The 24,820-nt window shown below is 66.5% G+C and carries 18 protein-coding genes and 3 pseudogenes; 9 read left to right on the top strand and 12 right to left on the bottom strand.

Features of this window, described 5'->3' with window-relative positions; genetic code table 11:
* Positions 1-734: 734 nt before the first annotated feature.
* Positions 735-3,956 carry an SNF2-related protein gene (locus tag AB0G02_RS01590; protein WP_360787657.1) on the bottom strand — a complete coding sequence of 1,074 codons (3,222 nt, stop codon included), beginning with the start codon at positions 3,954-3,956 and terminating at the stop codon, positions 735-737.
* Between the two features lie 84 nt (positions 3,957-4,040).
* A pseudogene (locus tag AB0G02_RS01585) lies at positions 4,041-4,172 on the bottom strand (RNA polymerase subunit sigma); the annotation flags it as partial.
* A gap of 1,088 nt (positions 4,173-5,260) precedes the next feature.
* Between AB0G02_RS01585 and AB0G02_RS01580 the strand changes: the two are divergent.
* Positions 5,261-7,270, top strand: a complete 2,010-nt coding sequence (locus AB0G02_RS01580; RefSeq protein ID WP_360787654.1) for a site-specific DNA-methyltransferase — start codon at positions 5,261-5,263, stop codon at positions 7,268-7,270.
* Positions 7,267-9,789, top strand: a complete 2,523-nt coding sequence (locus tag AB0G02_RS01575) for a DEAD/DEAH box helicase family protein (RefSeq protein ID WP_360787651.1) — start codon at positions 7,267-7,269, stop codon at positions 9,787-9,789. Before AB0G02_RS01580 ends, AB0G02_RS01575 begins: the two co-directional genes overlap by 4 nt.
* A 125-nt stretch (positions 9,790-9,914) precedes the next feature.
* Here AB0G02_RS01575 and AB0G02_RS01570 read toward each other — a convergent pair whose 3' ends face one another.
* The 3 genes and pseudogenes from AB0G02_RS01570 to AB0G02_RS01560 all read right to left on the bottom strand — a co-directional run bounded on the left by AB0G02_RS01570 (position 9,915) and on the right by AB0G02_RS01560 (position 11,465).
* Positions 9,915-10,484, bottom strand: coding sequence for a transposase (locus tag AB0G02_RS01570; protein WP_360787648.1), 570 nt, complete (start codon positions 10,482-10,484; stop codon positions 9,915-9,917).
* A gap of 389 nt (positions 10,485-10,873) precedes the next feature.
* Positions 10,874-10,957 (bottom strand): annotated as a pseudogene (locus AB0G02_RS01565) (hypothetical protein); the annotation flags it as partial.
* Entirely contained in the window at positions 10,923-11,465 is a 543-nt protein-coding gene (locus AB0G02_RS01560) for a transposase family protein (RefSeq protein ID WP_360787717.1), read from the bottom strand. The gene AB0G02_RS01560 and the pseudogene AB0G02_RS01565, both read right to left, overlap by 35 nt.
* A 365-nt stretch (positions 11,466-11,830) precedes the next feature.
* Here AB0G02_RS01560 and AB0G02_RS01555 point away from each other — a divergent pair, with 365 nt between their 5' ends.
* Entirely contained in the window at positions 11,831-12,139 is a 309-nt protein-coding gene (locus tag AB0G02_RS01555) for a hypothetical protein (protein ID WP_360787645.1), read from the top strand.
* Positions 12,140-12,286: 147 nt separating this feature from the next.
* On the top strand, positions 12,287-14,821 hold the full coding sequence (locus AB0G02_RS01550) for a DUF262 domain-containing protein (protein ID WP_360787642.1): 2,535 nt from the start codon (positions 12,287-12,289) through the stop codon (positions 14,819-14,821).
* 857 nt (positions 14,822-15,678) lie between these two features.
* On the opposite strand, the gene AB0G02_RS01545 is transcribed toward AB0G02_RS01550, so the two are convergent.
* A complete protein-coding gene (locus AB0G02_RS01545; RefSeq protein WP_360787639.1) occupies positions 15,679-15,957 on the bottom strand; it encodes a zinc finger protein in 279 nt (92 codons plus the stop codon).
* Positions 15,957-16,817, bottom strand: coding sequence for a helix-turn-helix transcriptional regulator (locus AB0G02_RS01540; protein WP_360787636.1), 861 nt, complete (start codon positions 16,815-16,817; stop codon positions 15,957-15,959). Before AB0G02_RS01540 ends, AB0G02_RS01545 begins: the two co-directional genes overlap by 1 nt.
* Before the next feature lie 472 nt (positions 16,818-17,289).
* On the opposite strand from AB0G02_RS01540, the gene AB0G02_RS01535 reads away from it, so the two are divergent.
* Both AB0G02_RS01535 and AB0G02_RS01530 read left to right on the top strand, forming a co-directional pair.
* Positions 17,290-18,612, top strand: a complete 1,323-nt coding sequence (locus AB0G02_RS01535) for a helix-turn-helix transcriptional regulator (protein WP_360787632.1) — start codon at positions 17,290-17,292, stop codon at positions 18,610-18,612.
* Positions 18,605-19,507: a phosphotransferase gene (locus AB0G02_RS01530; RefSeq protein WP_360787629.1), complete on the top strand. Its 903-nt coding sequence runs from the start codon at positions 18,605-18,607 to the stop codon at positions 19,505-19,507. The genes AB0G02_RS01535 and AB0G02_RS01530 overlap by 8 nt, the downstream gene beginning before the upstream one ends.
* A 118-nt stretch (positions 19,508-19,625) precedes the next feature.
* Here the strand turns inward: AB0G02_RS01530 and AB0G02_RS01525 are convergent.
* A pseudogene (locus tag AB0G02_RS01525) lies at positions 19,626-20,080 on the bottom strand (NUDIX domain-containing protein).
* A gap of 317 nt (positions 20,081-20,397) precedes the next feature.
* Between AB0G02_RS01525 and AB0G02_RS01520 the strand changes: the two are divergent.
* From AB0G02_RS01520 to AB0G02_RS01510, 3 genes are all read left to right on the top strand, one after another.
* Positions 20,398-20,640 carry a helix-turn-helix domain-containing protein gene (locus AB0G02_RS01520; RefSeq protein ID WP_360787626.1) on the top strand — a complete coding sequence of 81 codons (243 nt, stop codon included), beginning with the start codon at positions 20,398-20,400 and terminating at the stop codon, positions 20,638-20,640.
* A gap of 105 nt (positions 20,641-20,745) precedes the next feature.
* The gene (locus AB0G02_RS01515; protein ID WP_360787623.1) at positions 20,746-21,930 is read left to right on the top strand and encodes a multidrug DMT transporter permease; all 1,185 of its coding nucleotides are present in this window, start codon (positions 20,746-20,748) and stop codon (positions 21,928-21,930) included.
* A 3-nt stretch (positions 21,931-21,933) separates the two neighbouring features.
* On the top strand, positions 21,934-22,101 hold the full coding sequence (locus tag AB0G02_RS01510; RefSeq protein ID WP_360787620.1) for a hypothetical protein: 168 nt from the start codon (positions 21,934-21,936) through the stop codon (positions 22,099-22,101).
* A 135-nt stretch (positions 22,102-22,236) separates the two neighbouring features.
* On the opposite strand, the gene AB0G02_RS01505 is transcribed toward AB0G02_RS01510, so the two are convergent.
* The 4 genes from AB0G02_RS01505 to AB0G02_RS01490 form a co-directional block, all read right to left on the bottom strand.
* Positions 22,237-22,374, bottom strand: coding sequence for a hypothetical protein (locus AB0G02_RS01505; RefSeq protein ID WP_360787617.1), 138 nt, complete (start codon positions 22,372-22,374; stop codon positions 22,237-22,239).
* Positions 22,375-22,443: 69 nt separating this feature from the next.
* Positions 22,444-23,097, bottom strand: coding sequence for an aminoglycoside phosphotransferase (locus tag AB0G02_RS01500; protein ID WP_360787614.1), 654 nt, complete (start codon positions 23,095-23,097; stop codon positions 22,444-22,446).
* Positions 23,098-23,285: 188 nt separating this feature from the next.
* Positions 23,286-23,939, bottom strand: a complete 654-nt coding sequence (locus AB0G02_RS01495) for an AAA family ATPase (RefSeq protein WP_360787714.1) — start codon at positions 23,937-23,939, stop codon at positions 23,286-23,288.
* Positions 23,940-24,048: 109 nt separating this feature from the next.
* Positions 24,049-24,792, bottom strand: a complete 744-nt coding sequence (locus tag AB0G02_RS01490; protein ID WP_360787711.1) for an SPASM domain-containing protein — start codon at positions 24,790-24,792, stop codon at positions 24,049-24,051.
* Positions 24,793-24,820 lie beyond the last annotated feature (28 nt).

Raw genomic sequence — 24,820 nt, 5'->3', positions numbered from 1 at the left:
GCAGGTCAGCGGGCGAATCAGACGAGCTATTAACTTGCGGAGCTGAGGGGACTCGAACCCCTGACCCTCACACTGCCAGTGCTGTTCCACAAGCGCCCTGACCAGCACAAACAGAGAACCGGCACGTCAGCCGGCGCAGTCCGCTGCCGTTCGAAGCCGTCGCACGTCGTTCAGCTCTTCCGTCTGCTCCAGATTTGCTCCACACACCGCGGTGTGAACGGCGGCAACAAGTGCCGACCTCAACCGCCGAACACACGGTCTCCACGCGCGGTGTGAAACTCGACCCGCACCGGAAATGCCGCGGCCAACCACTCGGCCAACCGCTCACCCTGCTCATACCACGCCGCCGTGGTCGCCTCGTCCCGAAATCCGGAGCCCATCGGATCGTCCAGGTCGCAGACAGCTTGAAACTCGTCGTCCCACGCGTCGATAGCCCGACGAGATCGGCAGGCTCGCCGAAGTCTCCCGCCAGCCTCCCAGTCGAGCAGTTCGCCGGGATGGGATCGCCGTCCTTGACTCCCGCCCGCCCCACAAGTCGCCGCGACAGTCGTACCGGCACAAACAGGTGCGCATCCGCTGACAATGCCGAGCTGACATCCGCCTCGAACCCGCGCAACCTGCCTAAGCACTCACCTGCTACCGCAAGCCGGTAGCCGACCCCCTTGCGAAGGATGGGTCACGGCGATCTCAGGACTCGACGACCGCGTCGTGGCCGGCGGCGGACGGGGAGCCGTTCATGATGGTGCGAACAGCTCGCGGATGTCGTCGGCGTCGAGGGCGGTGCCGAACACGTCGCCGTCGTCCATGACGCTGGTGAACAGCTCGGCCTTCTTCGCCTTCAGCGCCATCACCTTCTCCTCGATGGTGTCGGTCGCGACGAGGCGGTACACGATGACGTTGCGGGTCTGGCCGATGCGGTGGGTCCGGTCCACGGCCTGCGCCTCGGTCGCCGGGTTCCACCACGGGTCGAGCAGGAAGCAGTAGTCCGCCTCGGTGAGGTTGAGCCCGAACCCGCCCGCCTTCAGGCTGATCAGGAAGACCGGCGCGGCGCCTTCCTTGAACCGCTTGAGCACGGCCGCGCGATTGCGGGTCTTGCCGTCGAGGTAGCAGTACTCGATCCCGGCGGCGTCGAGCCGGGCACGGACCTTGTCCAGGAAACCGGTGAACTGGCTGAAGACGAGGGCCCGGTGCCCGCCGTCGACCACGTCATGGAGCTGTCCGGCCAGCGCGTCGATCTTGCCGCACGGCAGCTCGTCGTGCTGGTCGTCGACCAGCCCGGCGTGCAGGCTGAGGCGGCGCAGCAGGGTGATCGACCGCAGGATGGTGAACCTGTTCCGGTCCACGTCGTCGACCAGGCCGAGCACCTTCTGCCGCTCCCGCTGGAGGTGGGTCTGGTAGACCTTGCGGTGCTGCGGGTGCAGCTCCACTTCGAGCACCTGCTCCTGCTTGGCGGGCAGGTCGGCGACGACCTGTTCCTTGGTGCGGCGCTTGACCAGCGGCTTGATGCGCCGCCGCAGCCGCGCCAGCCGGCCGGCGTCCCCGCGCTTCTCGACGGGCAGGCCGTAGTACTCCCGGAACCGGGCCGGGTTCGGGAACAGCCCAGGCGCCGTGATCGACAGCAGCGACCACAGCTCCATGAGGTTGTTCTCCATCGGCGTGCCGGTGATCGCCAGCTTGAAGGGCGCCGGGAGCGCCCGCGCGCACTGGTGGAGCTTCGACTGGTGGTTCTTGGCGAACTGGGCCTCGTCCAGCACGAGTCCGGACCACGGCACGGCCGAGTAGGCGTCGAAGTCGATCCGGAACACCGCGTACGAGGTGACCACCACATCCGCTCCGGCAATCAACTCGTCCAGCGGCACGCCGCGCCGCCGGGCGGTGTCGGGCACGGCGACGACGTCCAGGCCGGGTGCGAAGCGCGCCGCTTCGGCGGCCCAGTTGGACACGACGCTCGTGGGCGCGACGATGAGGAACGGCGGTCCGCCGGGCCTGGTCGCCTTCGCGTGGCAGATCAGCGCCAGCGACTGCACCGTCTTGCCCAGCCCCATGTCGTCGGCGAGGATGCCGCCGAGCCCGGCTTCCCAGAGGAAGGCGAGCCAGCGGAAGCCGTCGACCTGGTAGGGGCGCAGTCGGACGTCGAGGGTGGCGGGCACCTGGTAGGCGCGGAGGGCCTCACCGGACAGCAGGCCCTCGACCTGCTGCCGCCACGCCTCCGCTTGGCGTTCGACGACGCCGAGGCCGGCCAGTTCCTCCCACAGGCCGGCTTGGAAGCGGCTGATCCGCAGTTCGTCACCGGGGGCATCCTGGAGGGTCCGGGCTTCGTCGATCAGCCCGGTGAGCGCGCGGAGTTCGGGCTTGTCGAGGGAGAAGTAGGCGCCGTCGGAGAGCAGCACGTGCGACTCGCCCCGGCTCAGCGCCGAGAACACCTCGACGAACGGCACCGGCGCGCCCTCGACGGCGATCGTGACGCCGAGGTCGAACCAGTCGGTCTCCCCGGCCAGTGCCGTGGTCGACACGCCGATCGACACCGCGTCGCTCACCTCGCGGTAGTCGACCGGCTCGCCGGTGGTCTCGACCTCGACGCCGGGGTTCCCGGCGAGCAGCGGCAGCGTCCCGGTGACGAACCGCACGGTGTCCAGGCCGCTCAGGGTGACCCGGTCGGGCTGCGGGACGAGGTGCTCGACCGAGGCCAACACGGCGCGTTCCGCGTCGAGGTCGCGGTAGCCGTCGTCCGCCCCGGCCGCGTCCAGCGGCACGCGCAGCCGGGAGTCCCCGATCTCGTAAGCCCATTCCCAGTCGACGCCCACGGCGTGCCCCGCGCCGTGCTCGGTGCGCACGACGAGGGTGGGGCCGGAGATGTCCGGGGGTGTGAAGGTGCCGTCGGAGGAGGTCACGGGGGCCAGGCGCCGCAGGCGCGGGTAGATCTCGGCGCGGAACCGGTCGCGGCCGGCTTGGGGGACGGTGAGGTGCTTGTCGTCGATCACAAGCTCCCGCAGCCCCGGTGGGACCGGTGTGGCGAACCGGGCGAGCCGGAAGTGCCGGTGGCGGCTGTCGGCTCCAGCCGGTGCACACGTCGGGTCCGCGTAGACCAGGCCGTGGCCGTCGGAGCCGATGAAGCCGAGCGGTTCGATCCCGGACGTGGCGCCGTCCACCTCGATCACCGGGCGGACCCGGTCGGCTTTGCCGTCCCTGGTGACGTCGAGGGCGATCCGCGCCACCGCGGGGGCTTCCACGTCGCCCCACGACCTGCGTCCGTGGACCAGCCGCAGGCCGGCTTCCCGCGCCTCGTCGAGCAACGGCCAGAGCTTGGCGGAGTCGAACGAGGTCAGCTGGATCGTCCTGGCGTCGTAGTAGGAGTGGTAGCCGGGGCGGGTGCCGGCCAGGTACAGCCCGTACAGCTCCCGCAACAGCCGCACGTGGACTGCGCGGTAATCCTTGACCTGGTAGGCGTCGAGCTGGTTCCAGCCCAGCCCGCTCGCGACCCACCCTGTCTTGCCCCGTCGCACGATCCGCGCGTTCAGGGCGGGCTCTGCCCGGGTGTGCGGCTTGTGCGGCGCGAGCGTCAGCTCGACGGCCAGCGGCGCGTCCCCGCCGGCGTGCCGGCCCGTCCCGAGCAGGTCCCGGAACGCCTCGTCCCAGGTCGTCTTCGGCTTCTTGCCGCCGGATGGGTGCCGGGTGGCGGCGATGACCACCGCCACCACGTGCTTGCAGTTGAACCCCACGGGGCAGGTGCACTCGCCGTGGGCGAACCCGATGACGCCGTCGTCGACTTCGTCGAAGTACGCGGACGCCTCGTAGACGTCGCCCCTGCCGCGCACCGTGCCATGCAGCGCGGTGTCCATGTCGTTCCACGCCACGCCCAGGACGGCACCCCGCAGCGCGTAGTCGGTGCCCCGGTCGTAGGTGGTCCGACCGACGGCGTGCTCGACATCGACCAGGTCCACTTGGAGGTGGGTCACGCGCACGCGGTGAACCTAGCAACCGCTCCGACGGTGCGAGCGGCGGAGGGTGGAGTGGTCGGGGTGCCGCGCGGTTGGGTGAACTCAGCCGGTCAGGCCGGCAACGCGCCGGTCGGCGAGCAGAACGCGGAGCTTGGTGAGCGCGCGGCGCTGAGCGACTCGGACCGCGCGAGGCGTGGTCGAGAGCAGGTCAACGGTCTCTTCAGCGGACAGCCCACAATCCGCGCGCTGCAGTCACACCCGAGACGCACGGACCCCACCACATCAACGAACTGTGCCCAACACCCACCAATGCGTGCCAAATGCGGAGAACTGCAACCAACAGGAAGCAGAGCCTCACTCTGCCAGCGTGGTCCGGCCGTCGCCCTGACCAGCGTAAACGGAAAAACCGCCCGTCAGCCAGTGCCGTTCACCGCCGTTCGAAGCCGTCGCGCGTCGTTCAACACCATCACCTGCTCCAGGTTTGCTCCACACACCGCAGCATGAATAAAGACAGAAGCCGGACTCAAACGCCGAACACACGTTCCCACGCTCAGTATGGAGCGTGGATCGCACCGGTGTAAACGTGTCCTCGCCAAGACCGATCCACCGGCAAGGCGCGGACGGTGCACTTTCGGTGGGCAAGCCCAGCTCGTCGGCGCGGGCGAGCAGCGCCCGGACATCGCCCGAGGTCAGCACATGTGCCGACAGTCGACGGCCCCAACGGCGCCATTCCACCTCGGGCCAGCGGGCTTCTGCGTGACGCTCGTGCGTTTCCCCGAGTCGGTGCGGCCGGCTCCGTGTGCGTTCGCGGGTGGTGACGCTGGCGAACCGTCGTTGTCGGTATCGCGGGCGTCTTCGACCACGGTTCCAGGCGTTTCACCTTGCTGCCCTATGCGGTAAAGCACCGGACGGGCTTGGTGTCGGGGAAGTGCAACGCCGTGGCGCTGTCCACGAACTCGCGCGACTCATTGAAGTGGGAGAGGGTCCGGTCAGGGCGCCTGGCCTGCGTCACGACCACCACGTTAGGCATTCGTTCCGACACGGCGCGTGACCCCAGTGTGGATCACCCGACTAGCCGAGTCACAGTGCGGTGGGCCGCGCTACGACGCTGGCATGATCGGCCCCCGCTTGGGATCGAGAAGTCACCGGCCTGGCAGCGAGCGGTTCGACCGCTCGCTGGTGCGGATGGCCACGGGGGCGGGCCACAGCGTAAGAATACTTCGGGCGATCTCGGATCAGTGAGGCTGTCTCGCAGACAGGCGCTCGGCTGTTCGGGCAAGATTGGTACCAGCAGGCTAGGGACGCAGTGGACGGGATGTTGCATGGCGGCGGGGTACAGCGGAGGGCTCGAACTCACCTGGACGAACAAGGACAAAGCGCTCCTATCCACGAGGGACGGCAAGTACGACTACACGTTCGTCGATCGGGCCGACTACCGCGTCTCTGAGGTTCGGCTCCTGCACGAGGTTGAGCGCGTCGAAGCGCTGACACCCGACAGTCGGCCGGATGGGCTACCCGAGCCCACAACCGACAACCTCCTCATCACGGGTGACGCCATGCATGCTCTGGACGTCCTCAACAAGGTCCCCGAGTACGCCGAGCGCTACTACGGCAAGGTGAAGTTGGTGTACATCGATCCTCCCTTCAACACGGGGCAGGCGTTCACCCACTACGACGACAACATCGAGCACTCGATCTGGCTCACGATGCTTCGCGACCGGTTGAGGCAGATCAAGCCGCTCCTGTCTGACAATGGCTCGGTGTGGGTGCATCTCGATGACGCTGAGGTGCACCGCTGCCGTTCAGTGCTGGACGAAGAACTCGGTTCCGAGAACTTCGTTGCAGAGGTCGTGTGGCAGAAGGCCACATCGCCGCGTAACGACACCACAGGCTTCTCGATCTCCCATGACAGTCTGTTGGTGTACCGCAAGACCGACCGCTGGGCCCCGAACCGAATGAAGCGGCTTGCATCCTCGAATACATCCCGCTATCGCTCCCGAGACGGCGACCCGGTGCCCTGGCGCGACGGGGACGCAACGGCGGGGAAGGCTTCTACCAACCACCCGATGGTCTACGCCATCCAACACCCGATCACCGGCGGGCTGATGTACCCGACCCCCGGACGATGCTGGGGTAAAGCGCAGTCTTGGTTCCTTGAGCAGATGAACGAGTACGCCAAATATGAGCTACGCGACATCGGCGATGAGGAACGCCGAGCCACGATCTGCGGCACGACCCCCGATCGGGTCAAGCCGGGTGTCCCGGCCATCATGCTCGCCGAGCCGTTGGAAGACGCAGCCAAGGCAGCACGCGCCAGATACAGGGCGGGATCATGGCCCGAGTTGGTCTTCCTCGACCTCGACAAGGAACGCATCCAGCGCAAGAAGCACCTGGCCGACGAGGGGCGTGTCCCGGAGACACTATGGTTCGCATCGGACGTCGGGGGGTCGTTGCGCGGCAAGAACCAGGTCCGCGACCTATTCCCGGACCTCCACGCCTTCGCCACCCCGAAGCCAGAGGAACTGCTCCAACGGGTCATCCACATTGGCTCGAACCCCGGCGATATCGTTCTCGACTGCTACGGCGGCTCTGGAACAACCGCAGCGGTTGCGCACAAGATGGGCCGGCGCTGGGTAACCGTCGAGCTACTCCCAGCCACGGTGGCTACCTACACGAAACCACGGCTCACGAGGGTAGTGAACGGCGATGAGCCGGGCGGAATCACCACCTCGACGGAGCGCGTCGCAGACGCCAACCTCCCGGACGATGTGACGCCCGACGAGGCGCAGGAGTTCAACCGACTCCTGAACAAGGTCGTGAAAGCTGTCGACGTCGACAAGGACGCAATAAAAACGCTCCGGAACACCACGAAGACCAAGAGCCAGACCACGACCATCTGGCACGGCGGTGGCGGATTCACGCACCTCGAAGTCGGCCCGTCGATGTTCGAGAGCGTTGCCGACATCATCGTCCTCGCTGAATGGGCTACCCAGGGCGACCTCGCGCAAGCGATGTGCGCCCAACTCGGCGTTCGTTACCGGCCTGACGGGATCTTCGCAGCCAAGCGCGGTCAGGTGCGTTACGTAATCCTGGACGGCCTCGTCGGGCACGGCACAGTGGCGGCGATCCTTGACCAACTTCCCGAGAAGCAGATCGTCGAAGTCTGGGCGACCCAGATCGACCCAGACGCCGAAGAGTCGCTTCGCAAGGCCCGAAAGGGATCGCGGCTGACAAAGATCCCAGAGGCCGTGCTCGACACTTACCGGCGACGAGCTGCCAAGGCCTCTCCCTTCACGCGCCGTACTCAGGAACCGGAGGGAGCCGACTCATGAGCGGCATCCGTATTGACGACGACCTCGTCTCCGAGATCACCCATCGACTCGAACTGCGCAAGCCCAACCGCGCAGCGGTCGAGAGCGTCGCCGCGATGACCTCAATGCACTTTGACGTCGATGCGAAAGAGGCCCCGTTCGAGTGTGTCGTCGACTCGGCCACCGGGGTCGGCAAGACCTACGTCATGGCCGGACTCATCGAGTACTTCGCCGGCCTGGTGAACCCCGCCCGCAACTTTCTGCTCCTCGCCCCAGGTCGCACGATCCGGGACAAGAGCATCAAGAACTTCAGCCCGGGTCACCGCAAGTCACTGACCGACGCAATGGAGTCCGAGCCGTTCGTGATCACGGCCGACAACTTCAAAAGTCCGGCAACGCGCAAGGTGATGGAGGACAGCAGCAGGACCAAACTGTTTATCTTCACCGTCCAGGCACTCACCTCGAAGACCGGTGAAGGGCGCGCCACACACGAGTACCAGGAGTGGCTCGGCGGCTCCTTGTTCAACTGGCTCAGCAACCTCGATGACCTGGTCATCCTCGCCGACGAGCACCACTGCTACCGCGGCCCGGCGTTCTCGAAGACCATCACCGACCTGCGGCCCGAACTCGTCGTCGGCCTGACGGCAACACCTGCGAAGGCCGACGAGAACCTCGTCGTCTACCGCTACCCCTTGGCCCGCGCGATCACGGACCAGCTCGTCAAGACGCCCGTCCTTGTCGCACGCAAGGACGACCGGAACGACGACCACACCAAACTCCTCGACGGGGTCACGCTGCTCCGCTATAAGGAGCGCCTCGCCCACGCGCGGTGCGACGAAGAAGGCATCCCGCGCATCAACCCGGTCATGCTCGTCATCGCGCAAGACACGGCCGAAGCCGATCGTTACCAGGAGTTGTTCGACAGCGAAGCATTCGACAACGGCGCCTGGATCGGCCGCACGCTGCTCGTTCACTCAAACCTCAAGGGCGACGAGAAGGAAGCGGCACTGGCCGCGCTGGAGGATGTGGAGGACCCGCAGTCACCCGTCCGCGTCATCATCAGCGTGGGCATGCTGAAGGAAGGCTGGGACGTCAAGAACGTCTACGTCATCGCCTCCATGCGTGCCAGCGTGTCGTCCGTGCTCACCGAACAGACGCTGGGTCGAGGCATGAGACTCCCGTTCGGGACGTACACTGGGGTCGAGATGCTCGATACTGTCGAGGTGCTCGCTCATGAGCGCTATGAGGCCCTGCTGGCCAAGCGGCAAGCGCTTAACGAGAAGTTCATCGACCACGCCGTACTCGCCGAGATCCGCCGCACCGCAGAGGGCAAGCTGGTCGCTCGCAGAAAAATCGTCGATGAAGCGGCTGATGTCATCCCCGCAGACGCGGTGCCAGGCAACGCCGCCGCCGGTGACAAGGCGCCTGCCGCCCAGCAGACCGGTCCACAGACCTCCGGCTCGCTCCTTGTGGGGCCTACGCCTGCGGGTGGAATCGTCGACTTGCAGCATCTCTTGGGGAAGGCCAAGGACGCGGCAGAGCAGACCGAGTCCAGAATTCGGAAGCACTACCCGCTCCCGGACCGCGCTGAGATCGCGATTCCGTACACGCAGAAGGTCGCCTCCAAGGCAGTGATCTCCCTCAACCAGATTCATGACGACGCGCCGTTCACTGCGCTCGGCAAGGCTCTCGCGACCGAGGCTGATACCGAATTGCGCCGGACGCTGCTGCGGCCTGACGAGAGTGGCACCGTCCGCGGCGTACAAGCCGAGGCGAGGGTCGAGTCCCTTGCCCTTGATATCCCACTCGAAACCTCGCGGGCTGGTCTCGTGAGGGCCATCATGCGCGCCCCCAGTGTCCGCCCGGAAGCAGGAGAAGCGCGAGCGGCACAGCGCCTCGCCAATCTGCTCATTGACGGTATGGGCACCGACGCGCAAAAACACTTGTCCGCATTCTGGGAGCGCGCGTCCCGCAGGCTCACCAACCTCGTTACAGACCAGCTGAAGAAGGTCGCCAGTCAGGACGTTGTGTTCTCCGATGAGGTGAAGTTCCATAGGTTGCAGAAGGAACGCCAGGTCGCCAAGGAGCACCTTGGCGGACACTCCGAGCCGCACTCGAAGTCGGTCGCCTACAACGGTTGGAAGAAGTGCCTCTACGAGTATGCCTGGTTCGACACTTCACCTGAGTACAAGGCTGCACAGGCGCTCGACGAGGCTCCCAACGTCATCGTATGGGCACGCCTCCACATCAACGACCTGCCGATCACCTGGACACAGGAGGGCCGCGAGTACAACCCCGACCTCGTCGCAATCGAGGAGGTCGACGGGCAACGAACGTGCTGGCTCATCGAGACCAAAATGAACAAGGACGCCAACGCCGAAGATGTCCAGGCCAAGGCGAAGGCCGCCAAGACCTGGGCAAACACAGTCAACAACAGCGGCAAAGTCGACGGCAGATGGCACTACATCCTCCTGACCGAAGATGACGTCACCGACGCCGGGCTCGACTGGAATCAGATGAAGGCGTTCGGCGCACGGTAGGCAACGCCCAGCCGCCATGTTTACTGCGAGTGCAGCTCCAGGGACCGGAGAGCCACATCCACACCAGCAACGACCTTCACCCAATTTGGGTTCTGGCACGATTTCCGTGATCTGGCCCGATCGGCTCACTCGGTGAGCAGTACTCGTTTACGGAGCAGGTCGGGTTTGGCTCGGCCGAACATCTGGCGTTTGAGCATCTTCACGCGGTTCACGTGGCCTTCGACGATCCCGCTGCTCCAGGGCAGGGTAAGCCCGGCGGTGACCGCGTCCTGATCCCGGCGCAGGCCCACCACGAAGGACCGGAGGGCCGGCTGATCGTCAGCCTCGACAGCGGCCATCCACGACTCGAGTTCCCGACCACGCAGCGAGCACATCATGGTGGCGGACGAGCGGACGTGACCGGCCAGTGCATGCAGCGAAGGGCTGGCGGCCAGGATGGCATTCAGCCTCCGCCGGTCCTCCTGGTCCAGGTTCGGCGGGTCGGTCATCATCCAGCCGACGACCCGGCGGACCGAGGGCGGCCTGCGCGGTGGCCGCGGGACGCCCCCGGTGGTGCGCAACTGCCGCAGGTACTGGCGCACCGGCGTGTACCCGCCCCGATAGCCGCGTGCGGCGATCTCGGCGAACAGGGCGGTGGCACTGGTGTATCCCTCGCCGAAGCGTCGGTGCAGGTGGGGTTTGAACGGCTCGAGCATGCGGGTCGACGCCCGGTTCCGTTGCGGGTCAGCAATTGCTCCACGGTGTCGGCGCGGGCGAAACGACGGACCGTGCCCCGTGAGAGCCCCAGTCGTCTGCTGATGTCCCTGATCGCGACCCCGTCGGCCAGCAGCGCGTGCACGGCGGAGTGCCGCTCACGGGTTCGAACTGCCCACCGGTCCGTCCGCTCTCCCGGCCCGACCGGTGCCGCCGGCTGCAGACGGCCCTCCGCAGCGGGCTGTTCACCGCCGCCGACCCCGGCATCCTCGGTGTCGCCGTCGGCCCGGGCGGCCATCGCGGCGGTCAGACAATCGCGGTGGACGGCCACGGTGCGTTCCACCGCCTCGGCCAGGTTGGTCCAGACATGCCAGCGATCAGCGACCTGGGTCGCCTCCGGCGCCCCGTTACGGGCACCTTCGGCATAGGCGGTGGCACGGTCACGGCACAGGACTTCGACACCGGGATGGGGCACGCAGCCAGTCCGCGAGCGTCTGTGCGGTGCGATCGGTGAGGACGTCGACCGGGCGGTGGAACTCGATGTCGACCAGCAGGGTGCCGTAGTGATGGCCGCGGCGCAGGGCGAAGTCGTCCACGCCCAGTACCCGGGGTGTCGGGTGCTCGGGGTCCGGCAGGGCCCGGATCATGCGCAGCAGGGTCGTCCGACTGACCGAGGCGGCCACGTGCCGGGTCAGCCGTGCCCCGGCCCGGCCGCCCAGGGCCAACGCGATCGCGCACAACACCCGCTCCAGCACCGTGGTCCGCCGGGCATAACGGGCGGTCAACTCGGGGACTGCCTCGGCGAAGGTCTTCCTGCCACACTCGGTGTTGCCGCAGAACAGGCGCCGGACCCGCAGCCGGATCAGCACCTCCCGCCCGGCCACGGCGGTGTCGGACAGCCGGCGCTCGTAACGGCTGGGCACCCAGGCCGACGGTGTCGCGCATCCTGGGCACGGGACCGGCCTCTGCGGGGTGCTCGCCACAATCCGCACCACCGGGCCCGACACCTGCAAGCATCGGGCCAGATGCGGAAACAGCACCCCTATCACACCAAGATCAGTACACTCGAATCATGATCGACTACCGGGCCGACAGTCGGATCTCGGGGCTAGATCACGGAAATCGTGCCAGAACCAGTTTTACGCGTCGTCGACCGGTGCCTTACCTCCCTGCCTGAGTGAAACGAAGACGCGATCCTGGGCGATCACCATGAGGTGCGGGGTCTTGAGTTTGGATTCGGCGGAGCGCTGTGATCCCCGCTGAAGTGGACGGGACTCGGTGGTGCGCGCCCGGCCTCGACCAGCGTGGCGGTCGTTACCCGCTCTCGGTCGCAACACTAGTGACAGGCATGGTGGGCGCGCTGGTGCCCGGCATGTCCATGCTGACCAGACTGGCCCGCTACTACGCGTTGCACTGGACGCGGGGCGACCACCTCGAAGACCGTGGTCTCGACGCCGCAGCGTGTCAGACGCTGGTGCGCCGTACGGAGGTCGGTCTGGCCCGGGTCTCGATAGCTCACGACTACGAAACGCCGGCGCACGGCACGGGCACCGTGAAGACGCTCCTGCGCGAAGATCCGGCCGGTGGATTGACGGTGCCTGGGCGCTCGTTGTACTCGCCGTACTCCTGGAGTTCTGGTCGCAGCACAACAGCCTGAGCACGACTCCGGACACCGGCGCCGTCGAGGCCGGTGTGCTCCATCCCGGCGAACACCGATGCCCCGCCTCGGTGAGCCGGGTGTTCCAGCCGTCAACCGACCTCTCAGTCCGCCTCGGCATCAAATCCTGATCAGAAAGGGGACCACGTGGTCCTGGCACGTGAGACGACTCTTCAGGAACTGCTGGAGGGGTCGAAGCAATACCAGATCCCGCTCTACCAGCGGACCTACTCATGGGAGACGGCCCAGCTCAAGCAGCTGTGGGAAGACATCACGCAGTTGGCCGACGACCGCGCGCACGACCGCGAGTCGACCCACTTCATCGGCTCGGTGGTGCTCACGCCCAGCCCGGGCAACGGGCCGACCGGTGTGCCGGAGTTCCTGGTGATCGACGGTCAGCAGCGGCTCACCACCCTGTCCATCCTGCTGTGCGCCATCCGCGACCACCGGTCGGCGACGGAGGGCAAGGAGCACCGCGAGCGCATCGACGAGCAGTACCTGATCAACAAATGGCGTCCGGGACAGCAGCGGTTAAAGCTCGTACCGACGCAGGCCGACCGCGCCGCCTACCTCGCCTGCCTCGACTCCACCCCGCAGGCGGGTGGGACCGACCGGATCGGCGCCGCCTACCGGTTCTTCTCCGCTCGACTTGCGAGCGCGGACGATCCCGACGACCCGCACGACGTCGAGCGGATCGAGGACGCGGTAATCTCCGGCCTCGCCCTGGTCTCGGTCACCGCGCAGCAGGGTGACAACCCGCACCGCATCTTCGAGTCGCTCAACAACACCGGTCTGCGCCTGACCCAGGCCGACCTGCTGCGCAACTACCTGTTCATGCGGCTGCCCACGCGCGGTGAGGCCGTCTACGAGTCCCTGTGGCTGCCACTTCAGAACACCTTGGACCGCGGCCAACTAGAGCTGCTGTTCTGGCTCGATCTAGTGCAGCGCGACCCGCGCGCCAAGCAGGCCGACACCTACACGGGCCAGCAACGGCGCCTGGATCGGATGCGCTCGGAAGAGGAGGTCGAGCGGGAGGTCGCTCGGTTCGGCAGGCTCGGACAGCTCCTGCGGACGATCCTCGACCCGTCGCGTGAGCCGGACCCGGCGGTGCGGCATCGCTTGACGCGGCTCGGCGAGTGGGGAACCACGACCGTCTACCCGGTGCTGCTGCACCTGCTGGACCGGCGAGTCGGCGGCACGGCGGACTCCGCACAGATCGCGACCGCGATGCGGTACCTCGAAAGCTACTTCGTCCGCCGCCTCCTCATCGGCCGCCCCACGGCTGGCATCAACAGGACGCTGCTGACGATGGTGACTGAGATGGACTCCGAGGCTCCGGTCGACCATGCCGTCCGCCGTTATCTGGCGACCGGCCGCAAGCACTACGCGAGTGATCGTGAGATTCGTGCGGCAGCACGGTCCATGCCCTACTACCTGAACGGGCGTCCGAATCACCGGACGTTGGTGCTGCGGTGGTTGGAGGAGACCTACGGCAGCAAGGAGCCGGTGGACCTGTCGTCGCTGACGATCGAGCACGTGCTGCCCCAAACACCGACCCCGGAGTGGCGGCAGGTGCTGGCAGAGGACTTGGAGGCCGGAGAGGAGTTCGGGCAGGTGCACGAGGCCCTGGTGCACACGCTGGGGAACCTGACCCTCACCGGTTACAACGCCACTCTCAGCAACAGCCCGTTCGAGGTGAAGCGCCCCAAACTCGCAGGTAGCGGCGTGCTCATGAGCCAGGAGATCGCCAAGCAGGAGCGCTGGGGACGGCCGCAGATCCTGGAACGCGCCGACGCGCTCGCCGAGCGGGTGATCGGCGAGTGGCCTGCGCCAGCCACGCATGATGGCGATTCATCGGGAGTGCCATGGGGCGTGATGAACAGAGCTCTTGCCGAACTGCCCGCCGGATCCTGGACCACCTACGGTGACCTCGCCGCGCTGATCGGCAGTCATCCCGTGTCCATCGGTCAGCGCCTCGCCACCACGCCCGCTCCTAACGCGCACCGGGTGTTGCAGTCCGACGGCAAGGTATCGCCGAACTTCGCCTGGCTCGACCCGACCCAAACCGACGACCCGCGGGACCTGCTGGCAGCAGAAGGGGTGACGTTCGACAGTCACGGGCGGGCAGACCAAGCCCAACGCGTCACCACCGAAGGGCTTGCCGTGCTTATCGGCGCCGACGTACCGGACCTGGTTCCCGAACCCACCCCTGGTCAAGACCCGGCGTTGCGCGACCGCTTCCTCGACCAGCTTGTAGAGCGGCAGGGACACGACATCGCCAAGGCGGTGATCGCGGTGCTCAACGCATGGACCGGGAGCGGCGGGCACCTGGCCTACGGAGTCGAACTGGAGACGTCGTGCTTCCTCATGTCCCGTACGAAGTCCCACCCCGACGGCAACATCTGGCCCGCGGCCATCTACCCGAGCGGCAAGTTCGAGGTCGTGTTCCAGCACCTTCGCAGGCGACCGCCTTTCGAGAACCTCACGCGACGCGAGGAACTGCGGCAGCGGTTGAACGGCATCGATGGCGTCGACCTGCCTGCAAGGAAGGTCGACCTGCGACCGGGCTTCGACCTCGGCGTCTTGCTCGACACACCGGCACGCGAGCAGCTCATCGAAGTGCTCGGCTGGTTCCACGCGGTCGCCGGTAACGACCAGCCAGCCGACAGCGACGTTTCGTGATGTGCGAGGCGCGACCACCGTAACAACGTGACGTTCGGAGAACGGCAATTCGGTAGGGGTGCCCCTCATTGGAGTCCAGTTCAGATAGCCGTGGCGTTCGAGATCGCAGTCGAGGCGTCCTGATCGCTGTCGGATGTCCGACCATTGGCTGTTGACCAGCTTGCGGTCGTTGTGATGGCGCGCTTGCCGAAGACCGACCACTGCAGCAGGAACAGCCTCCGTCATCCGCCCTGGATGCGTCCAGGGCGGATGACGTGCGGGGATCCGCTCGATCCGTTCGATAGTGCGGGCCAACGATGTCGGTGGAATAAGGCAACGAAGCCGGTGTATTGACCAGGCCTTCCGTAGCCAGTTCAGGCAACTACAGGGCAGATCGAGTGACCACTGAAGACCAGCCCGCCCCGATGTGTCACCGGCTTGTGGACAAGCGAGTCTGGGATACCAGCGGATCCCTCTACAGCCCCTATAAGCAGGCTCTTCGCCGGTCGGAGGGGGTGGCGCTCTAACAGGATCTCCAACCTGATCCCCAATGTGATCCCCCGTATGAACCCCCTACGGAAGTCACCGTACGCGCAAGCGATCTTCAATGTTGCTACACAGAGTGATCGGTCGAGAGGTTCGCCGCATAGACACAATTCCATGCCAGCGCCGTGCCTACAACAATAGTGCACCGACGATCAAAGCTTGATGCGCCGCACAAGGAGAGGCGTCAGCATGACAGCGGGAGCGTCTCCCGAATATGCGGCCAATTATACCGTTTGACTGCTGCACTGGGCCTGCGACAGGCAATGGTCCTCGTGCAGACAGGGATCCAGAAACAGGTGTGGCGGAATCGACGGGCTTGACTGCCGGTTGGATCAGGTGCGCGTTGGACGGCGACTTTCGCGGGGCTGCGTCGTCTTCCGGTTGGTGTCGCGCTGCTGCGGTAGAAAGAGGGTGATGCCCTGTGCGAAGCGCCAGGCGGCGTCGCACTCCGCACAGGTGGGCCAGCACCACTGCTGCTTGGTGGGGCGTGCAGCGGGGATGGTCAGCTGCGCCTCGCACAGCGTGGTCGTCTTCTGGGTAGGCATGGCGTTGTCGTCGATGGCATGGCGTTTGCCGTCGTGAGGTTGCCACTGGAACGGGCGCGGTCCCATCAGCGGATTCCCTTGTCGTAGGCGTCGGCCCAGTGGGCAATGACCTCGCCAGACTGAGCTGCGGGCAGGGCGCGGGCGTGGAGTTCGCGGAGTCGACGCTGGTGGTGTTCGACGGCGTGGAGGTTGTCGTGGAAGACGGTGGTGATGCCGTTTTCGCTATAGGACAGCGGGCGCAGTGGTGGGGCGAAGGTGAACAGTGCAGCGTGGTGGCGCAGGGCGGGGTGGGCTGGTGCGGTGATGGGGATGACGTGGACGGTGATGTGAGGTAGACCTGCTTGCAGGGTGAGGTAGAGCAGTTGGTCGCGCATGGCGGCGCGGTTGCCGACGACCAGCCGCAGCGCGGTTTCGTGGACGTAGAGCGTGGCGTTCGGCGGGGTGCGGCGGTATAGGAGACGGTCCTGACGCGCGACACGCGTGGCGGCCAGGTTCTGGTCACCAGTCAGTGCGCCGGCGTAGGCCGTGGTCTGGGCAAGGGCCGGGACGGTGAGCGGTTCGTAGGCGGTGACGCTGTGGGCGAGGTGTTCGTGCAGTGTCAGGGCGGTGAGGGTGTCGGGGCTGCCGTGGTGGGTGCGGGTGAAGGTGCCGGTGTCGGGCTCGTGGGCGATGGCCATGACGCGATCGCGGGTGGCCTCGTCGGCGACGCAGCGGCCAAGGAGGGTGGCGATCCCCCAGGGGCTGGTGCCGCGGTTGCCGGTCTCGAGTTTGCTGAGCTTGCCCAGCGACCAGCCCAGGCTCTCGGCGACGACTGCGGAGGACAGGCGAGCGGTGCGGCGGATGCGGCGTAGTTCCTCGCCGAGCTCACGGCTGTGAGCCGTACTCAACCTCGTGATGGCGGGCGACTTCTCGCCGTCGGTGTCCATCGACGTTCCTCAGTTGTGCTCGGGGGCCGCTACACGGTCGGCGGCGATGATCAAGCTTCGGTCTGGCGTGGTGCAGAACAGGCCGATAAGTCCGACCGAGTCCGGCTGCACACGAGCGGCATGGCGCGGCCACGTTCGGCGCGCGAGCTTGTGTCGACCCATCCGTCGGATGTCGAGGTCCTGCCGATGCAGGGAACGCGAACGAAGACGAGGCCGAAGGCGCCTTCGAGGACTTGGTCGTGATCGCCGGGGGACAGCAACTCCGGTCGGAACCTGGCCGTCCGCGCCATCGAGCATCCGGACACCCGCCCAGCCGCGCGTCCTGACGAGACCAGCATCATCGCCTTCCCTTTCGACCCGCCGAAATCGGTAGATACGCATTTCAACCAGGACCGGTACGATCAGGGAACAACGCAAACAGTCGACACGCGGATTTGCCCCCTATTTGCCCCCTAGCGCAGGCGGAGGCGACATGAGCGACGATGAGCGCTCCGACATGACCGCACCAGCCGGTGTCCGACTCGCTCACGAGATCCGCCGACGACGCACCGAAGCCGGACTCAGCCAGCCACAACTGGCCCGGATGATCGGCTACACCAGGCAGTACGTGTCCCTGGCCGAACGCGTCGGCCACAACCTTCCCTCCGCCGAAGTCATTCGGGCTCTAGATCAAGCCCTGAACGCAATGGGCGTCCTGATCGCGTTGCGAGAACAGGGCAGGAGTGAGCAAAAAAGGCTGCGAGGGAAGTCGCATGTAAGGCGTGTACCGCAGAACACGGTCGCACTTGAGGCCAATTTGTCTGCCTCGGCTACCCGCGTCGACGCCAAGTCAGACGTGGTCAAGTCGATCGCCGACCTGACGTTGGATGCACCACCTCGACGGCGCGTGGGCCGGGCCGAGGTCGGGCAGGTGAAGTTGATGACCAGCGCGCTGGCGGCCAGCGAGAACCTTTACGGCGGAGGTATGACAGGTGAGGCGGGCATCGCCCACCTGCGTTGGGCGAGTCGGATGTTGAAGGCGCACTCCGAGCCCGCGGTCGAGGTGGCGTTGTTCGAGGCTGTCGGGAACCTGGCTGGCGTGGTGGCGTTCTCGGCCTTCGATGTCGGCGATCACCCAGTCGCGGCGCGCTGTTTCCGGTTCGCCCTGTCGTGTGCGGAGCAAGGTGGCTCGTGGGAACTGCGCGCGGCCACTCTCACCGACATGGCCCGACAGGCCGTCTACCTGGGCGACTTGGACCAAGCCCTGTCGTTGATCGAGTTCGCCCAGGTCCGTGCCGATCGGCTGACGGCCACGGCAAGGGCCGTGATCGGGGTGGTCCGTGCCCGAGTGCTGGCCGTGCTCGGCCGTCACGAAGAAGCGCGATCACAGGTGGACCGCGCCGACTCGGACTTCGCGCAGCGCCAAACGGCCACCGAGCCGGCCTGGCTGGTCTACTACGACGAGGCCGAACACGCAGGCAGCAGTGCCAGGGCGCTGATCCCTGTCGCCATCGCTACCGGGCGGCCGGGTGAGGCCGCCGAACGCCTGGAGACGGCGGTCCGCTTGCACAGCGACGCCTATCCGCGGTCGCGGGCGTTCTCCAGGACGCGCTTGGCCGCACTGCACATGTCGATCGGCGACCCACGTGAAGCCACCGCACTGGGGCGACAGGCCGTTGCGGACGCCGCAATGTTCCACTCCCAGCGGATGAACGGGGAACTGCGTGCCCTGATGCGCGCCAGCGGACAGCACCTGGCGATTCCCGAGGTGGCTGACCTGTCACACTCGCTGGCATCGGCGATCAACGATGCCTGACGTTTCCGACGTCGACGAAGACCAGGCCACCTACCGAGTACTGGCGGCCGCAGGCAGACAAGCAGGTGTACCGACCTCCGGCGCGGAACTGATCCGCGACGGTGTCAACGTCCTCTACCGACTACCGGGCGACATCATCGCCCGCATCGGCCCCGACGGCTCCCGCGAGACCGCCACCCGCCTGCTGCACACCTCGCGCTGGCTGGCCCGCACCGGCATACCCGCGGTTCAAGCACTCGACGACATTGGCCAGCCCACCATGGTCGACGATCGGCCCGTCACCTGGTGGGTGTGCATCCCAGAACACCGATACGCCGCCCCCGTCGAACTCGGCGCCGTGCTCAAACGACTCCACACACTGGCTCCGCCCCTCTCGCCAGCCCTGCCTGTGCTTGATCCCTTCGCTGGGCTGGACGAGGCGCTCACTGCCGCCGCCACGCTTTCGGAGCACGACCGGACGTGGCTCAAAGACCTGCTGAAGAGGTTGCGTCGCGAGTACGCGCAACTGCAGGTCGGATCGCCCCGGTGTGTGGTCCACGGCGATGCCTGGCAAGGCAACGTGGCCGTCCCCGCCGACGGTGTCCCCGTGCTCCTGGATCTCGACAACCTAGGACTCGGCCTTCGCGAGTGGGATCTCATCCCTCTGGCTGTCGACCACACCGACTTCGCCCGTATCACATCTTCGGAGTACACAGCGTTCATCGACGCCTACGGCGGCTACGACGTCACCACTTGGCCCGGCTACCGCACACTGGCTACCACAACCGAACTCCGCTGGACCGCCTTCGCCCTGAACAAAGCCAGCACCGATTCCAAAAAGAGGAACCAGGCACACCATCGAATAGCTTGCCTGAAAGGAGAGGTCAGACAGCCTTGGTCATGGGCCGCCTTTTAGGGACGATACAAGGCTTAGCTGATTCGCGGATCAGCAAGTCGCTATTGAGGCAATCCACAACTTTCACCAGGTCGAGGAAATAACCGGCGGGACAAGGACCACTAAGCTGGCCCGCGTTTCAGAACGTCCCTGCATGTCTGGCCCAGCCTCGAGTGCTGAAGGTGGTAGCGGTGCGGTAGGCGTGGATGCCGGCAGCCGGGTAGTCGATGAGCCGGTCGGGCAAGGCGTCCAGAGAGAACCAACGGACCGCGGAGCACTTGTCGGGTTCTCGGTTGGTCGGCGTCCCGGTCCAGTGGCGGGTTTCGAAGAAGAGGCGAGGCGGGGTTCGGGACCGGAGCCGTTGACGTGCAGGGTGTGCACCAGGCGCAGGTCCGCGGGGTCGACGTGGACGCCGACTTCCTCCTTCGCCTCGCGGACAGCAGCATCGAGAACGGACTCTCCCGCGTCGAGCTTGCCTGAGGGCAGGTGCCACAGGCCGTCGAAGAGCGGGTTGGTGTCGCGGCGGCGGGTAAGCAGGATGTCGTCGTCGCGGACGAGGAGGACGTGCACGTCGATCAGGTGTCGGTCAGCCATGGATCCTCGTCGGTTCTCACGCGGTCTGGAACCTGGCGCAGCTTACGAGGTATATAACTATTCGGATGCGCCCGGTCGCCGATCGTGCGATCCGTGTCGGTCATGTCGCTGATCCAGACACGAACAGAAGGCGCTGAGCAGCGGTTACCAAGCGCGGTACCAGTTCGGTAAGCGGTTGGTACCCGCCTTACGGGCCGGTCCACACGACCGTTTGGGCGGAAGCCGGCGAAAAGATCTTGTCGGCGCGTGTCCCCCAACGGTCCTTATTCCGGAGTTAAAGGGTGTCATCGCACCCTCGACCACCTCCGGAGGGCTCCGTGCCTCGACACGATGCCGACACCCACCGCCTGCTGTACACCCCCGCCGAAGCGGCGGCCTTGCTGGCCGTCCGCGAGTCGTGGCTTCGACGCAAGGCAGGACGCCGGGAGATCCCGTGCACCTTCCTCGGCAAGCACCTGCGCTTCTCCAGCGACGACCTCACCTCGATCGCCCAGACAGGCGCCCGACTCGCACGCTCCACACGACCACCCGCCAAGTGCACCAAGTCCTCTCGGAACTGACGAAAGTTCTTGTGCCGCAACGCTTGCATTACTCGACCGTAGGAGCGTTCATCCTCCTGTCACACCGTGACCACCACACCACCACCGAACGAAGGAGCAGCACACATGGCCTGGGTGGAGCAGTCGGGAAGCAACCACTGGCGCGTCCGGTTTCGCCGCGACGACGCCACCATCGGGTCCATCCCCGGTTTCAGGAGCGAGAAAGCCGCCCAAGACCACGCCAACGACCTCGAATCCGACCAACGTCGCGGCACCTGGCTCGACCCCACCGACGGTCGCACGACCCTGGAGGAGTGGCTCACCGACTGGTGGGACGCCCTCGACGTCGATACCCGCACCGAGGACAACTACCGCAGCATCGTGCGCAACCACATCATGCCCCATTGGGGCGACACCGCCCTGGCCGACATCACCAACCTCAAGGTTCAGGCATGGGCCAAGCAGCTGCGCGCCGGACACCTGTCACCGGTGACCGTCGCCGGGTTCGTCAAGCTGCTCTCTCAGATCCTCACCGACGCCGCCGAGGACAAGCTCATCGTCGCCAACCCCATCCGGCCCCGACGACGCGGACGGCGCAACCACGCCGCCCGCATCCCCGAGAAAGTCTGGGCCGAGCCCACCGAGGTGCTGCGCATCGCCGACCAGGTCGCCGCCTTCTACGGACCCATCGGAGCCGTGCTCGTCATCACCGCAGGCTGGACCGGCGCACGCTGGGGCGAGCTGACCGGCCTGCAACGCCACAACCTGCACCTCTTCGACGACGACACAGGCTTCCTCATCATCGACCCCCAGAACGGTGCCCTGCACGAATCCGCCGGCGGCAAGCTCTGGCTCGGCCAGCCCAAGACCGACGCCTCCGCCCGCACCATCAGCCTCAACCCGTCACTCGTCCGACTCCTGCGGGCGCACCTGGACAACCACGTCCACCCGCACGTCTTCACCACCCCCGAAGGCGCACTCCAGCGCCGCAGCAACTTCAGCAAACGCGCCATGCGCCCCGCCGCCGACGGCAACCTCAACCAGCCCCGCGCCGTCCTGCGCCTCCAACCGGTCAAGCCCGGCCTGACCTTCCACGGACTGCGCCACAGCCACAAGACCTGGATGATCGCCGACACCATCCCCGAGATCGCCCAGTCACTCCGACTCGGCCACATCCTCAAAGACCCCGTCCAACGCACCTACTCCCACGTCGCCCCCGAAGTCACCAGCCGCCTGCTCCAGTGCCTGCAGGACCGCTGGGACAAGGCCGTCGTCGACGTCGGTGACAGCTCCTGGCGCAGGATGGCGTAGCCGATGCGTGGTCTCCTCATCTATCACTTCAACGGCGGCAACCACGCCGACAAGCCGGTCGTCATGCACTCCGAGGCCACCCTCGACTACGTCCTGATCGACATTCTGGCCACCCGTAGCCGCACCCCACCATGTTGTACGCCCAAACCCACCAACGGTCGGCCCGGCTGAGCTGCCCGCCCCTCAATCCATATGGCGCAGGCGGAAGCGACATGCGCGACGAACGAACACTCCGACATGATCGCCACCGGCCGCATCAACGCCGATGCCCTCGACCAAGCGGCAGTGGACGCCCTCGCCTCCTTACTACGGCAAGCGCCGGATTCGCATCAGCAGGGCCACCGCGCACACCGCTACCACGACGAGACCGTCACCGTGCTCGCCGACCAGATCTCGGACCCGCACGACGCCCTGCGACGCGCCGAGGACGAGGGGCTGGGCCACGTGGTCCTCGACGGGAAGGTCTTCTCCGCCGACCGCCTTCGTGAGAAGACCACCAGCGTGAAGGGATCCTCAGTGACCGAGCAACGTTCGTGCGTATCTTTCGAGCGGTTCGGCGAGGTCGGGGAACTCTCCGCCGCCGATTCGACGCGACAGCCGGGCGATGGTGTAGAGCTGCGCGAACCGACCCGCGTCCGTGTCGAGGATGTCGGCGTAAACGTCGTGTACTCGCTGCGCGATCGTGGGCGTCAGGAGGCTGTAGCACAGCAGGGTCGCCGCGTCGGTGCCCGCGGGTCCGCGTCCCCACCATTCCCAGTCGAGCAGGCCGAACCGTGGACGCAGCAGGTTCGCCCAGTGGACATCGCCGTGGACGGTCTCCCATTCGGGCACGGTGGGGTCGACGGCGTCGCCGAAGCGTTGCACGATCCGGTCGGTGATCTTGTCCTGGCTGCTGTTGACGCGTGCGGTCGGTGTCGCCGCGACAGTGTTGGTGGTGCGGCGCAGCTCGGCCCACCACTCGTCAGGCAGTTCGACCGCGGTGCGCAGTGCGTCGGTGGGTGAGCAAGGTTGGCCAGGCATGCGGGTCATGAGTTCGGCGCGCTGCTGTCGCCATTCCTCCCACTCGACCACGTCCAGGACGCGCGGTTTGGCGAGGTCGGCGAGGACGTTCGCGTCGAGGTTGCCCGTCCAGAAGTCGCCGGCGATCCACTGCTTGTCCTCGGACACGACGCGCAGCCAGTACTCGGCGTCGCCCTTGCGGACGGGGGTGCTGATCGACCGGTCGTGCCAGCCGAGCAGCGGGTCCCCGGTTACGACCACGCCGAAGTGTTCGGCAGCGCGGTCGAGGTTGTCGCGCATCCACTGCCGGAACCGCGCGTCGGCTTCGCTTGTGTCGATCGGCACCTCGCCCTTTTTCACTGTTCGGTGACGTACCGCAGGTAGGCGGCCGGGTTGTTCATGTACCGGCGCCAGTGGTCGACCAGTGCGAGGTCTTCCCACTTCGTCCGCCGGAACCCGTGGTCGCCCACTTCGATGATGTCGGCGCCCGGCGTGGCGGCCAGGACCGGCGAGTGCGTCGCGCAGATCACCTGCGCCCCCGATTCACCGAGGTCGTACAGGAGGTTGACCAGCCGTAGGCAGGATGTGAACGACAGCGCCGCCTCGGGCTCGTCCATGAGGTAGAAGCCGGGTTCACGGAACATGTTCGCCAGCACGGTGAGGAAGCCTTCGCCGTGGCTCATCTCGCTGGTGTCTTCTTCCCAGTAGCCGCGCATCCCGCTGACGGCTTCCATGAACCCGAACGCCGTCTCGGCCCGCAAAAAGTATCCCCGGCGCTTGGTCCGCGGCCCGCTCTTCTGCCGGGCGCCCGCGGCCGTGGTCTCCCAGCGGAGCAGGTCACCCAGCACCGTTTTCGGCCGGTCGTTGACGTACTTGCGACCCGCTCGCCCGCCGCGCGCGTCCAGTCCCCACGCCTCGGCGAACGCCTCGACCAGGGTCGACTTCCCCGAACCGTTCTCCCCGACCAGGAAGGTGATCGGCCGCTCGAAGACCATGCCTTCCTCGGCCATCTGCGCCACGCACGGCACGGTGAGCGGCCACGGTCGTGAATCCGGAAGACCGGAGGGCAGTAGGTCGTCAGGGATGTACGCGCGGCGGGCAAGCATGGGCTGTCCTTGATCAGTACTCGGTCGGGACGCACTTCCCCTTGGGCGTGCAGTTGCCCGCAGGGTTGCACGCCGGGCCACAACTCGGCCCGCACTGCGGGTCGCACATGTTCGGCACACACGGCGACACCGGTCGTTGCGCGAACCGCTCGGCCAACGCAGTCGTCGTCGCCAGCATGGTTGGTCCGTTCAGGATCTCGACAAGCGGAGCAAGCCGCACGTTACCCACCGGCAGCCAACGCGAAAACACGCACGGCCACACCGAGCCGTCCGCGGCAACCGCGACCTTCCCGTCACCGCACTGCCCGCACAGCGCAGACGAGTCGGAGGCCATGGCACGCACTCCGCGTCCGACCCCTCGCAAGCGGTCGACACGTACCTCGCCGTCGAACCCCAGCGCGGCAAGCTCACCACGTGCCTGCTCGACGCGCTGTCCGTCACCGAGGTCGGTCACCCCGACGCGGAGCGGGATCGCACGGCGCAACGCCTCCACAATGTTGGCCTTGGTGCGCTGGTGGCTACCCCGCACCTTGGTGATGCCCTCGTGTTCGTCCGGACGGTCGCTGTAGTAACTCGTGGCGAGCTGCACGCCAGGTTGCGCAAAGAGCTCCCAGAGCCTTGGCGACACGCGCACCAGGTTACTGAACACCTCGACTCGCAGGCCGCGACTCAGGGCACGGTTCACCAAATCTGGGCCTGACCCGTTTTGACGGACATCTGAGATCAGGGGGCGCGTGCCCCCGGAAGGATGTCCCATCATGGAGCCCATGGGCAGGAAGAAGCGG

Origin of the sequence: Actinosynnema sp. NPDC023658 (assembly GCF_040639995.1) — a bacterium.
GTDB lineage: Bacteria > Actinomycetota > Actinomycetes > Mycobacteriales > Pseudonocardiaceae > Actinosynnema.
The sequence above is the reverse complement of the archived record's forward strand: the minus strand, read 5'-3'. Positions and strand labels throughout refer to the sequence as shown.